General features: G+C 54.2%; 9 protein-coding genes. 1 reads left to right on the forward strand and 8 read right to left on the reverse strand.

Going from position 1 to position 13,025, the window contains the following annotated elements; genetic code table 11:
- Nucleotides 1-98: 98 nt before the first annotated feature.
- Complete coding sequence (locus MKY96_RS16820; RefSeq protein ID WP_340941784.1) at nt 99-1,526, reverse strand: family 43 glycosylhydrolase; 1,428 nt, start codon at nt 1,524-1,526, stop codon at nt 99-101.
- Between the two features lie 50 nt (nt 1,527-1,576).
- Nucleotides 1,577-3,394 (reverse strand): family 43 glycosylhydrolase, encoded by a 1,818-nt coding sequence (locus MKY96_RS16825; RefSeq protein WP_340941785.1) that lies wholly within the window; start codon nt 3,392-3,394, stop codon nt 1,577-1,579.
- A gap of 225 nt (nt 3,395-3,619) precedes the next feature.
- Between MKY96_RS16825 and MKY96_RS16830 the strand changes: the two genes are divergently transcribed.
- Nucleotides 3,620-4,762, forward strand: coding sequence for a glycosyl hydrolase family 8 (locus MKY96_RS16830; RefSeq protein WP_340941786.1), 1,143 nt, complete (start codon nt 3,620-3,622; stop codon nt 4,760-4,762).
- 618 nt (nt 4,763-5,380) lie between these two features.
- Here the strand turns inward: MKY96_RS16830 and MKY96_RS16835 are convergent.
- From MKY96_RS16835 to MKY96_RS16860, 6 genes are all read right to left on the reverse strand, one after another.
- Entirely contained in the window at nt 5,381-5,710 is a 330-nt protein-coding gene (locus tag MKY96_RS16835; RefSeq protein WP_340941787.1) for a hypothetical protein, read from the reverse strand.
- A gap of 93 nt (nt 5,711-5,803) precedes the next feature.
- The gene (locus MKY96_RS16840; protein WP_340941788.1) at nt 5,804-7,432 is read right to left on the reverse strand and encodes a response regulator transcription factor; all 1,629 of its coding nucleotides are present in this window, start codon (nt 7,430-7,432) and stop codon (nt 5,804-5,806) included.
- Nucleotides 7,410-9,176 (reverse strand): sensor histidine kinase, encoded by a 1,767-nt coding sequence (locus MKY96_RS16845; protein ID WP_340941790.1) that lies wholly within the window; start codon nt 9,174-9,176, stop codon nt 7,410-7,412. Before MKY96_RS16845 ends, MKY96_RS16840 begins: the two co-directional genes overlap by 23 nt.
- A gap of 81 nt (nt 9,177-9,257) precedes the next feature.
- A complete protein-coding gene (locus tag MKY96_RS16850) occupies nt 9,258-10,145 on the reverse strand; it encodes a carbohydrate ABC transporter permease (protein ID WP_051478002.1) in 888 nt (295 codons plus the stop codon).
- A 47-nt stretch (nt 10,146-10,192) separates the two neighbouring features.
- Nucleotides 10,193-11,092, reverse strand: coding sequence for an ABC transporter permease (locus tag MKY96_RS16855; protein ID WP_340941791.1), 900 nt, complete (start codon nt 11,090-11,092; stop codon nt 10,193-10,195).
- 72 nt (nt 11,093-11,164) lie between these two features.
- The gene (locus MKY96_RS16860; RefSeq protein ID WP_340941792.1) at nt 11,165-12,892 is read right to left on the reverse strand and encodes an extracellular solute-binding protein; all 1,728 of its coding nucleotides are present in this window, start codon (nt 12,890-12,892) and stop codon (nt 11,165-11,167) included.
- Nucleotides 12,893-13,025: the final 133 nt, after the last annotated feature.

A 13,025-nucleotide genomic window follows, 5' to 3' on the forward strand; every position in this document is an offset into this window, starting at 1 on the left:
GAGTGTACGCTCCACGATGTGAACGACAAAACAGCAGCACCGGGAACACGCTCCCTGGTCCTGCTGTCTGTGTCATGCCCGGTCTGAATGCCTCCGGTCTACTCCAGCGTAAACGATGCAAACTGCGCGCCGCCGCCTCCGGTATACGTGAAATACAGCGCCTGCACGCCGTCCGGAATCGCCACTTCCGCAGCATATTCTTTCCAGACATTCGTGAAGCCTACCGGAATAGAAGCAAGCGCAGGCCCGTCCCAAGCCGTCTTCACCTGGAACTCCCCATGGCAATATCCCCGCACCTTGATGGAGACCCGGCTAATCCCCTTGCAGTCAAAATACTTGAACCCGGCAGTGGCCGACTCCGTCATATTGGCAATATAGCCAACCTCTTCTTCACCGTCTCTGCCGTCCTGGGTAATCTTCGGGAACCGGCTGTCCATCCAGGCACCCACCTTGCCAAACCCTCCGGTATACATCTCCTGATCCTTGGTGAACAAATGACAGGCCAGGTATGCCGGATATTCTCCGCGTCCCTCCAGCGGGCCGCCGTTCGGGCCGGAGGTTGTAATCTCCACCTGCGGGATGGTGCCGTCTTCACGGAACGTAATCGGCTCGATGCAGCCCTGGCGCGAGAACGCGGTCCCGTTGGTATGCCGGTGATAGAAGATATACCACGCTCCATTAACCTCCACGATGCTGCCGTGGTTATTGCCGCCGTAATACATCGTCCGGTCCGCAGGCTTATACGTATCGATATGCAGATCACAATTGCTCACAATGACTCCCTGATACACGAAATCCCGGGTGGGATGACTGCTGGTGGCATAACACAGCTCATGCATGGAGATGGAGGAGTAGATCAGGTAGTAGATATCCCCTCTTTTGCGGATGGAAGGGGCCTCGAAGAACTCATAGCCCTCGAAGCCGGTCCCCTGGCTGTAAGGCTGGCTCGGTGCAACGAACACAGGCTCTTCAATAATCGTAAGCATATCAGGACCCAGTACGGTAGCCATCGCGCCGTGTCTGGACTTGTCGCCGTATCCGCAGAAGCCGGTATACAGGTAAGTGGTGTCTCCTTCGGTTAATACCCCCGGGTCAAACTGCGGCTCATCACCCTCCCGTTCGCCCAGACGCGTGCCGTCCTTATAGGTGACATAGCCGTAGAATTCGTATTTGCCGCCCGGCTTATCGCAGACCGCTACCGATACGACAGGAACCTTGTCCAGTACATAGTAGAGATAGTAGCGCCCGTCCGGTCCCTGCGTCACATCCGGTGCATAGAGACACATGCTGCCTTCCGGGTTGAGCGGATCATCTGTCGTCCGGTAGATCACCCCTTCATACTGCCAATCGCCCAGATTGTCCTCCGGCGCTGACCAGCAGACATAGTCGTTCAGACAGAAGGCGTGGCCGTTGAACCGGTCATGTGAGCCATAGACATATACTCTTCCTTCAAAAACATAAGGCTCCGCATCCGGCACATACTCCCAGGAAGGCAGATAGGGGTTAAATCCTTGTTGTTGTGTCATTCTAACATCCTCCATTTGTTATATAGATTGTCGTTGTAAGAGGTGCCCGGCTAAGCAAGCACAGTCACCTGTATCGTGCACTCGGCGTAATCCGGGTGTACATCTCTATCCCCGGCCACATCTAGCAGAGGGACGCCGTTACTGTTGTAATGGACTCTGTGGATCGCCGAGCATCTCGTTCCATGCTTCACCAGCTGCTCTTCCCCGTGGTAGAGAACTAGCATAGTACCGTCTGTATCCTGGAAAAAGGAATTATGCCCCGGGCCGTACACCCCGTCCAGCGAATAATAAGAAAGTGCAGGCGTGCCCGCCTTGCTCCAGGCACCGGCATCCAGAACATCGCCGCCCCGTGGAAGGCTTAACCAGCCCACCGCATAGGTATATCCCGTTGCCGCCCCGCCGGAATAGGCAATATACACGGTATCTTCCGTCAGGAGCGGATACGGGCCTTCGTTGTTGATGGTGCCCTGAACATTCTCCCAGCCGAGCAGCGGACGCGACAGCAGCACCGGCTCACTGGTTAATACCGCCGGGTTCGCTTCATCTACAGTGGCGATATACAGCATGGAGCCGGTATCCAGCGGCGTTCCGATTCCTTTGCGGTAAGACCAGACAACACATGAGGTGTTGTCTACCTTGAAATAAGTCATATCCAGCGTAATGCCGTCTGCGGCCAAAGGAGTGCCGTCCATCCGCTTCACCCGGACCGGCGTGCTCCAATCTCCGGCCTTCATAATATCTCCGCCGGGGTTCAGCTTCATCAGATGGCATTGCGGTCCCCATACCTTGCCGCCAACAGCGAACAGGATGTACAGCTCCCCGCCGATGACATGGAATTCCGGTGCCCAGAAGGTCTGGATGAAGTTCAGCTCCTCATTCAGGTCCAGTATAACGGCTTCCTGGAAGCCCGGAGCGAATAAGTCCTGTAAAGTATCTGCCACGCGGACATAGATGCCGATATTATTGACATTGTCATTGGTAGCCAGGAAGTAATACCTGCCGTTCCAGGGGAGAATTACAGGGTCTGCATAGCCGCTTGCTAACGGGAACGGCAAGTCATAAGTGACCACTTTGCCATGTATGGTATGAGTTCCTGGCAAGGTGAAATCAATCCCTGCGGTATCCCAGTCCACCCGCTTATCGGCAGTGGAGCCGTCCGAATATAGCGCTGTGGCTCTGACCTCCACCAATTCGGCGGCGGAGTTTACACTGACCTGCTCCGCCACACGAATACCGGTGTTATGCACCGGGGTCCAGGCCGCCTGGACCTTGTGGCCGGTGGGGCCATCCACGGTCAGCACATTCCCCGGACGGGTTCCGGGCAGCGGCTGAGCGGGCCGCTCTGCCGTGAAGGCTTCCGCAGGCTCCGGCGGCGAGATCTCTTCCGGCTTCCGCAGGTCAGCCAGCCGGTTCACATAATAGTTGCCGTCGTTGTCCTGCCAGCGGATCACATATCCGCCAGTGCTTTCCAGTGCGCAAACTGCTTCTTTTACATAGCGTTCATTATCCAGCCGGACAAGCCGCTGGGCATCGAAGGTCACCAGATCCGGCGAGGTCCACAGCAGAATCTGCCCTCTGCTCTCCCCGTCATCCTCCCCCGAGGCGTCAATCCTTACCGCAATCATCCCGAAAGCACCATCCTGTGTGCGGAACAGATAGGGGTTTTTGAGTCCTTTTTCATGAATCACATTGTTCTCATCCACGGTGGCCACGGCAAATAACAGGCCATAGTTCCGGTTCAGCGGCTGAAATTCATTATGGTCATCTGTACAGGCCATATGAACACTGTTGGCGAGAGACCCGGTGTAATCCTGGTTCGGTATGCGCGTGTAGACTGTAAGCTTCATTAGCTCTGCAACCTCATTCATAGCTCTATCACCCTTACCTTGTTATTCATCTTGCAGCATGTCCCTATCAGTATAGAGAAGCTTTTGGCGTGAAGTCCATGACATATAGACACCTAAGATTGATCTATCCTTAGATTATGGGCTGGAGCCGGAATCGTCTATAAAATATCTGGAAAACGCTTTAATCTCTATACTGCCGCTTATGGTATACTTGGGCCAAATAAAATTCACCTGGAGGATGTTATGATGAATACTACAGAGGGGTCTTTTTACACAGGAGAGTACAGAAATCTGTTTCTTGAGAACGGACTGCGTCCGGAGGCCATTCAGCAGCGGCTGGAAGATACCTGGAACGAAATGTTCTACGGCGCCCCTGATGTCCGGCTCTATCATACTATGGATGATGATAAGGGTTATATCGTAGATACAGGTAATACCGATGTGCGCACAGAGGGCATGTCCTACGGGATGATGATGGCGGTTCAGATGGATAAAAAGGAGGAGTTCGACCGGCTCTGGAATTTCGCCAAGGTATTCATGCAGCATACGGAGGGCCGTTACAAGGATTATTTCGCCTGGCACTGTAAGCTGGACGGTACACGGCTGTCTCCCGGCCCCGCGCCGGATGGAGAGGAGTTCTTCGCGATGGCACTGTTCTTCGCTTCCCGCCGCTGGGGTGACGGGGCCGCGCCGTTCAATTATTCCGAGCAGGCCAGAATCATTCTCCGCGCTTGTGTGCACAAGGGAGAAGACGGGGAAGGCGATCCGATGTGGGACCCGGCGACCCGGCTGATCAAGTTCATCCCGGAGACTCCGTTCAGCGATCCCTCCTATCATTTGCCGCATTTCTATGATTTGTTTGCGCTGGAAGCGGATGAAGCAGACCAGGCGTTCTGGAAGGATGCGGCTGCCAAGAGTCGGGATTACCTACACCTGGCCTGCCACCCGGTTACCGGGCTGTCCCCGGAATACGCTAACTATGACGGAACTCCGGCGGACCCTCAACCGCATGGCGATTTCCGCCACTTTTTCAGTGATGCTTACCGAGTCGCCGCCAACATCGGGCTGGATTATGAATGGTTCCGCTGCGATCCTTGGCAGGTAGAGCAGTCTAACCGCATTCAGGCTTTCTTCCGCGATATCGATCCGGCTGATTACCGGCGGTATACCATTGACGGCCAGCCGTTCGACAAGCTGTCCCTGCATCCGGTCGGCCTGCTATCCACTCTGGCCATGGCCTCGCTTGCCGCCGATGGCCCGGATGCCGGTCATTTCGTCAAGCTATTCTGGGACACCCCGCTGCGCACCGGAGAACGGCGGTATTACGACAACTGTCTATACTTCTTCACCATGCTGGCGCTGAGCGGGAATTACCGGATTTACTTGTAAATGAAACTAACTAAATTTAGCCGACTTCTACCGATATCAGGTGCACTTTGCTCCTGATTCGCTCATTTAGCCAACTTCTGCTGATATCTGGTGCACTTGTGCTCCTGATTCGCTCATTTAGCCAACTTCTGCTGATATCAGGTGCACTTCTGCTCCTGATTTACTCATTTAGCTGACTTCTGCTGATATCTGGTGCACTTGTGCTCCTGATTCACTCATTTAGCCAACTTCTACCGATATCAGGTGCACTTCTGCTCCTGATTAACTCATTTAGCCAACTTCTACCGATATCAGGTGCACTTCTGCACCTGATTCGCTCATTTAGCCAACTTCTGCTGATATCAGGTGCACTTGTGCTCCTGATTTACTCATTTAGCCAACTTCTACAGATATCAGGTGCACTTCTGCACCTGATTTACTCATTTAGCCAACTTCTACCGATATCAGGTGCACTTCTGCTCCTGATTAACTCATTTAGCCAACTTCTACCGATATCAGGTGCACTTCTGCTCCTGATTTACTCATTTAGCCAACTTCTACCGATATCAGGTGCACTTCTGCACCTGATTTACTCATTTAGCCGACTTCTGCTGATATCTGGTGCACTTGTGCTCCTCGTTACTCTAATACTATCCCTTTCATTTCCCCATCCAGTCCACTTTTGGCTGCATCAATGGGATTTATCCCTCTCATTTCCCCGTCCAGCCGACTTTTGGCTGCACCAAAGGGATTTATCCCTTTCATTTCTCCGTCCAGCCCACTTTTGGCTGCATTAATGGGATTTATCCCTTTCATTTCCCCATTCAGCCCACTTTTGGCTGCATCAATGGGATTAATCCCTTTCATTTCCCCATCCAGCCCACTTTTGGCTGCATCAATGGGATTTATCCCTTTCATTTCTCCATCCAGCCCACTTTTGGCTGCACCAAAGGGATTTATCCCTTTCATTTACTCCCCCCAACGAACAATCGCTCCCCCGGACGATGGAGGCAACGCCATCCATCCCGAAGGAGCGATTTTCTTATACCTTTTCCTATCCATTTACCCCCCAACCACATCCGCACGGTATTCCTGCGGCGTGGTTCCGGTCCACTTTTTGAAGACCCGCGTGAAGGATTGCGGGGTGACGTAGCCGATTAGCGAGCCGACCTCCGCCACTTTCAGCTCCCCCCTCCGCAGCAGCTCCTTGGCCTGGCGGACGCGCAGCTCCTCGATATACTCGGACAGATTGATTCCCCGTTCCTGCTTGAACAGGCGGGACAGATAGGAGGGATTGAAGTGGATCACATCGGCCAGACGGACCAGCGACAGGTCCTGGTCGAGATTCTCTTCTATATATAGGCAGATCCGGTCGATAACACCCGCTGCCCGCTTCTGCTCGCCGCTCCTGCGGACAGAGAACAGATTCCCGGCGGTGTCCTCCAGATAGCGGAAGGCTTCTCCCCATGTCCGGTGGACCTCAAGCTGCATCAGCCCGCTTGCCCCGATCTCCTGATCCGCTTCCCATCTGTTCGTATACGACATGAGCATCAGCGCAATGGTGTAATACAGCTCAGTCAGATAAGGATTGCCCCGCGCGCATTCCTGCCCCGCCTGTTCAGCCATCTCCCCGAACAGCCGGAGGAATTCCTCCTTACGGCCCGCCTCCAGATGCGCAGCCAGCGTCTCCACCTTGCCCTGCATGAACCGGTCACGCGCGGTATCCGGCGCCGTCGCTTCATTCAGCTGCACCTTCTGCACCATCCGCTCTCCGTCTCCTGCCCGGTAATGCTGAACCTGCCTCGCTTTATCGTATACTACCTGAAGCCTGGACCAGGTACACTCCTCCGCACTGAGCGTGATGGCCATCCCGACCTCCAGCGATTCCCTGCACGACTGCTGAATCAGCTCGAAGGTGCCCTCCAGAAATTTAATCATCTGCTCCAAATCTTCCGGCTGCGAAGCTTCTCCCGTCCCGCCCGGCTGAATCAGCCAGATCAGGTCACCGTACCGGTCGATCACCCCAAGGCTGACCGTCCGCTCCTTCAGCAGCTTCTCCGACAGGAACTTGACGGCAAGCGCTGTCTCCCGGCGGTCCATATAGGTGCGCGAGGATTCAGGATCACTGATGCTGCCAAGTGCGATCAGCACCGGCCGCGAAGCATCCAGCGGAATGTTCAGACGGACGAAGTCCCCGGCCATATCCTGATCCGCCTTGACGCTGTGAATGAGATGGCGGAAATAATCGCCCTGTGCTAAGGTCTCCAGCGTATTCAGCTGCTCCTTGGATTCACGGATCAGATCATTCACCTGCATGGTGTCGTTCAATTCCTGCAGCGCACGCATCACCGCTTCAGTCAGCTTCGGATAACCTTCATTCTTGAGCACATACTGGACGCCCGGAGCCTGAATCGCCTGGTAGACATAATTGAAGTCGCTGTGTCCGGTCAGGAAGACGATTTTGCATTGCGGCCAGCTCCGGCGGATATGCTCCATCAGCTCCAGCCCGTCCATCTCGGGCATGCAGATATCAGACAGGACAATATCCACCCGGGTCCGGTGCAGCAGATTTAGCGCTTCACGGCCCGAGTAGGCCTTGTAGATGTCCAGCTCAAGCGCCATTTTGCCGAAAATTACCGCCAGTCCATCTGTGATAATCTCTTCATCATCAACGATAAGCATCCTGTACATCAGCATTCTCACCTCCAGCTCTAAGCAGGATGGTTACCCTTAGTCCGCCCAGCTCACTCCGGTCCGCCAGCAAGCCGCTCTCTTCCCCGAAGGTTATGCGGATGCGCCGGTGAATATTCACTAGGCCGGTGGTCTCCGCCTGCTCCTGATAGACATGAAGGGACTCTCTCAATTGCTCCAGTGTGTCATCGGTCAGCCGGTCCCCGTTGTCCTCCACAATGATGCGGATACATGCATCCTCCTGCTCAAAACGCACAATGATCAGGCCCTCCATGGCCTTCTTTTCCAGGCTGTGCTTGAACGCGTTCTCAATAATCGGCTGCACAATCAGCCGCGGAACGGGCACCTTCTTCAGCTCCTCCGACAAAGTATCGAACCGGACCCCAATTCTGCGGGAGAAGCGCATGGCCTGAATCTCTGTATACATCCTTGCATGGTGAATCTCCTGCTCCAATGACACCAGATCGGAAGCGTTCCGGGTGACAAACTGGAAGTATTCCCCCAGCATCGTAGTAAGCTGTTCGATCCGCTCGGTATCGCCGGTCTTCGCCATTGTGTTGAGAATGAAGAAGCTGTTATACAGAAAATGCGGGTTAATCTGTGATTGCAGCTGCTTCAGCTCTGCCCGCTGGGCCATAATTTTCTGCTTGTACACCTGGTCGATCAGGGAGTGCAGATTGCTGACCATCTGGTTGAAGCGGCTGTACAGATAACGGAATTCATCCTTCGACTCATGCTGGATATGAATGTCCAGATCGCCCTGCTCCATTCTCCGGAAGCTCTTCACCAGCGTCAGCATCGGCTTATGAATGAACTTGTAGGTCGACAGTGCAAAAGCAATGATGATGGCAAGCGCAGCCACGGCAAACACCCAGGCCCAGGTATAGAATTTGCTTAGCGGATTCTTGATAATAGCCTCCGGAATGATCCGGTAGATGGACAAGCCCAGCTCCTGTGAGCCGGTCTGGACGATATAATAAGGCGCACCTGCGATCCTCAGCCTCTCCCCGGAGGCCACCGCGCGGATATCCCGGGCATACTGGGACGGTTCCGCCTGCGCCAGCCCGCCGGTCATGCTGTAGAGCGCGAATCTCGCACTATCGGAGAGCAGCAGCGTTCCACTGCCGGGATACGTATTGAATTGGCCCAGCGCCGCCCGCAGCTCCTGGGTGTCCAGCTCAATCTCGACCGTCAGCAGCGGCTCCGCCCCCTTGATGCCCCGCTGCTTCATCGCACTAAGATACAGGCCGCCATCCCACTCAATCACCTGGGAACGGCGGTCCCCGAAGACTGAGCGGATCTCGCGGAAGCGCTTCAGTTCGATCTCACGCACGCCGCCGACTGATGAGATGGTCCGGCCTATAGTCATGATATGAACCCTGACGTCCTTGATATACGTGCTGCTGTTCTGCACGATGAACAGCCGCTTCATCAGCGAATTCAGATTCTCCGTGCGGTCAATGGTCGGCAGCGTCTCCCAGGTCAGAGCCAGCTTGTTCAGATCCTCATCCTCCAGCAGGCTGTATTGCAGCAGCTTCATCCGCTCGATCTCATTCTCCATATCATTTAGATAGAAGACGGTCTGTGCGCTGGCCGAGCTTCGGATATCGCTGCTGGCCGTTTGCACAATCCATTGATACAGATAAGCGGCGAACACAAGAATAGGCAGCATAATGAGCAGAAAGGTCACAATCAGCCGCAGAAATATCGTATTGCGCAGTGAGTAATCCTTTTTGAACAACAATCCCAGGCCCCCAGCAATCATTTTCACCATTATAGCCTGAATCCGGGGAGTGCCGCAGGCTTATGCATAACTTCCGGGAGGTTATCCTTTGACACTGCCGAGTACAATCCCCTTCACGAAATATTTCTGCAGGAACGGATAGGCCAGAATAATCGGCAGGGAGCCGAGGAAGATCTGAGAAGACTTCAGCGTCCGGTCCGAGATCAGCGCCAGATCGAGCATGGCATCACGCGACATATTCGACAGGTTCTGCTGGATGACAATCGTCTGAATATAACTCTGCAGCGGATAGTTCGCCGGGTTCCCCATCAGCAGCAGGCCGTCGAACCAGCTATTCCAGTGCTCCACCATGGAGAATAAGGCCAGTGTAGCCAGCGCCGGCTTAGAGATCGGCACGAAGATAGACCAGACCGTCCGGAAGTGGCCGGCCCCGTCAATCAGCGCCGCCTCTTCCAGCTCCTTCGGAATCTCCCTGAAGAAGTTAAGCAGCAGCACCACACTGAACACAGGAACTGCGCCGGGCAGCACCAGCGCCCAGATGGAATCCAGCAGGCCGTACTCCTTGAGCGTGGTATACCAGGGGATCAGCCCGCCGTTGAACAGCATCGTGACGAAGAAGGCCCAGGCATAGACGCTGCGGAACCGCAGAGCGTGTGATTCCTTGGATAACGGGTAGGCCACGAGGATCGTCAGCAACAGGTTCAGCGGCGTCCCAATTCCGATCCGGGTCAGCGATACAAGCATCGACTGCCAGAATTCTGTGCGGCTCATCGTATACATATACGAGGCGAATGTGAAATCTACCGGCCAGAGCCTGACATACCCTGCGGAGGCGGCCGCGCTGGAGCTGAAGGACACCGCTATAATATGAATGAGCGGGAGGATACAGAGCAGTGAGACCAGAATGAGAAAGGTGGCGTTCAGCACCGATATCCCGTCGAACTTTTTTGAACGGTGAACAGTAGTTATGTCTGTCTGCTTAGGCGTAAGCGGTTGCTGCAAGGGAGCACCCTCCTCTAAAAAATCCGGTATTTGGCGAAACGGTAAGCCAGGAAATACGAGCTGGAAATTAAGGTGAGCGATATGATCGATTTAAAGAAGCCGACGGCAGTCGCTACGCCGTACTGTGCGTCCAGCAGACCGATCCGGTAAACGAAGGTATCCAGGATATCCCCGCTCTCATAGACCTGCGGACTGTACAGATTGAAGACCTGATCGAAGCCCGCATTCAACAGCTGTCCCAGACTGAGTACCGACAGCAGGACGATGACCATACGGATGCCCGGAATGGTAATATGCCAGGTCTTGTGCCAGCGGTTCGCGCCGTCAATGGTAGCTGCTTCATATAACCCGGGATCGATACCCGTTATGGCCGCCAGATATACAATCGTGCCGTAGCCGAAGTTCTTCCACACATCCGAGGCAATCAGCGTGAAGGGGAACCAGTCATTGTCACCGAGGAAGAAGATCTTGGAGACGCCGAACCATCCGAGGAATTCATTCACAATCCCGCCCGATGGAGACAGAATATCAATCAAGATGCCGCCAAGCACGACCCAGGACAAGAAATACGGCAGATAGATCGCTGTCTGTACGGAACGCTTGATTACATTACTGGCCAGCTCGTTCAGCAGAATCGCGAACACCAGCGGAATAATCAGGCCCAGAATCAGCTTGAGACTCGAAATAAACAGCGTATTCCACAGCACCTGTGTGAAGCTTGGCAGGTTCATCACATATTCGAAGTTATCAAGGCCCACCCACTTCTGATCCCCGAACAAGCCCTTGGCAGGGATGAATTTCTGAAATGCAATCATGACACCGGCCATGGGGACGTAAGAGAACAGAATGATCATCACCAGTCCCGGCAAAAGCATCAAATGGAGCGGCAGTTCTTTTCGCAGTTTTGTTCTCATCGTTATCCTCCACATCTGCAGGCAAGAATGGAATGGAGGAAGAAAAGGTCGTTTTCTTCCTCCAGAGGCGCTTTATTTCTTAGTCGCTGCGTACCATTCGTTGACCTCTTGCGTAATTTGATCGCCGCCCAGCTTCTTCCAGTCCTTCACGAACTGGTCGAACTTATCGATAGGATCACCCAGAATGATTTTGACAAACATTTCATTCTGCTGCTTCTCAAGCGTGGTCTTGCGCTCAACCATGGTCGGAGTCGGAGCGCCGACGAACTTCTCCTGAATGAACTGGTCATTCTTGATGTACTGGTCGGCTATGCCCATGGAGCCCTGCTCGCCATAGATCCGTTCCCAGCCCCACAGGGCGAAGCCTTCCGATGTGCCTGAAGCATACGATTCCAGCTTCTCCTGGATGGTCTTGGCTTCCCCCACCAGCTTCGAGAAGTCACCGGCCTTGCGGGCGGCATCAATCTCACGGAACGCGTCTACGTTCTTCGTTACCGGATATGGCGTTACCGGAGACAGCTGCCAGACACTCTCCGCTTCCGGCGGCGCAAAGTATTTATCGAATTCGGCTGTCTCGCCCCAATTCTTCTCCAGATGCAGGTTGAACAATTTGATCACTGCTTCCGGATGGGCAGCGCCTTTCTTGACCGCGAAAAAGCGGGTCGTGCTGAATTTCAGCGGCACCTTCGGCGTGTCGCCCGATTCCGAGACAATCGGGAAGGCCTGCCACTGCGCCTTGGGATCATTGTCCCGGTTCAGCTGCAGCGGCCAGATGGAATTCCACTGCTCGCCGTACTCCATCCCAATCTTGCCGGCCGAGATCAGCTCAGAGACCTTGCCGCCGTCCTTCACGCCGAACTCCTGATCTAGCTGCCCCTTCTTGGCCATATCCTGCAACACCTGAAGCGCTTTCTTCACTTCCGGCTGAATGCTGCCGTAGACCAGCTTGCCGGTTCCGTCATCCAGCCAGATGTTCGGATAGGCATTATACCCGGCCATGAAGCCTTCCAGTCCCATCGCCCCGCCCCACAGATCCTTGGTAATGCCAAGGCCGTAGGTATCCTTCTTCCCGTTTCCGTCGGGGTCCTTATCAGCGAACGCTTCAGAGATCGCCAGGACATCCGCCATCGTCTTCGGCGGCTGCATACCGAGCTTCTCCAGCCAGTCTGTCCGGATCCAGATATACATCGAGCGTTCAATGGAGGATTCCAGGCTCGGGATAGCCATCAGCTTGCCGTCGAAGGTCGCGGCATCGAATACACTCGTGCCTTCTCCCGACAGCACCTTCTTGGTGAACGGGGAAGCATACTTTTCATATAAAGCTGTCATATCCTCAAGCTGGTCTGAATCGGCCAACTGCTTGAGCTGGGTGGCGTTGACCGGCGTTACATCCGGCAGATCCCCGGAGGCCAGGGTGACATTGATTTTCTGCAAGTATTGATCCGAGGTCTGGCTGCCCTTCACAATCCAGTTATACTTAATCTTGATGCCGAGCTGATCCTCATACAGCTGGGTCCAGCGGTTGTTATCAATCGTCTCATCCTTCAATACGCCAAGCACGTTATTCTCCACCACATCACCCAAGTCTCTGACGAACGACACCTCAATCGGAGGATCGTATTTGCCAAGTGGACTCTCATCTACAGCTGCGCTTGCCTTCGGATCATTACCGGCTGCCGCCTCCTTGCCGCTGTTACCAGACTCCAGCTTGCCTGAGCATGCAGACAGTAGAAGTGCAGACAACAACAGGATGGACGTACTCTTCCGTAGGCCCGGACCTTTTCTTGTACCTGTGTTCATAGTCAACCCCCAGTTCAATGTTTGTGGTCATTATTTGGTTACGCTTTCATTATGGGGGAGACACCTATTTATTGACAACGCTCACATTTTTACTTCACTTATCCGGCATTGACAAAAACATAAAAAAACCGTG

This window comes from Paenibacillus sp. FSL R7-0302, from assembly GCF_038006885.1.
Classification (GTDB): Bacteria; Bacillota; Bacilli; order Paenibacillales; family Paenibacillaceae; genus Paenibacillus_AQ.